Origin of the sequence: Bacillus sp. SIMBA_074 (assembly GCF_046534555.1) — a bacterium.
In the GTDB taxonomy this organism is placed as follows: Bacteria; Bacillota; Bacilli; order Bacillales; family Bacillaceae_G; genus Bacillus_A; species Bacillus_A mycoides.
This window is the reverse complement of record NZ_JAWRYM010000346.1, coordinates 1-289: the sequence shown is the minus strand read 5'-3', so window position 1 is coordinate 289 and position 289 is coordinate 1. Positions and strand designations below refer to the sequence as shown.

At 48.1% G+C, this 289-nt stretch carries 1 protein-coding gene; it reads right to left on the bottom strand.

Going from position 1 to position 289, the window contains the following annotated elements; genetic code table 11:
* Window positions 1-289, bottom strand: a 289-nt coding sequence (locus tag SB773_RS31100) for a 2-keto-3-deoxygluconate permease (RefSeq protein ID WP_410594116.1), incomplete at both ends; no start/stop codon positions are given.

Sequence of the window (289 nt, the reverse complement as noted above, 5' to 3'; positions counted from 1 at the left end):
AGAAACCGACACCGACACCCGTGAAGTATTTGGATGCTGTCAGCAGGGCTCCTTTTTTCAAAGCTTTACCACCGACACGCAGATTCATTTGGCTTCCACAACAGAAAAGGAATAAGGCAATGAGAGCAATCGCACTGTTTTTAAAGAGAGCCTCGGCAAATCCGCCAATCCGCAATAACTCGTAATGTCCATCTTTGGTTGGCGCGACGCCAATCGCCTGTAACGCGTCCATCACAACCGGAATATGCATTTGGTCAACCGTGTTTAACAAGGCTCCAAACAACAACGG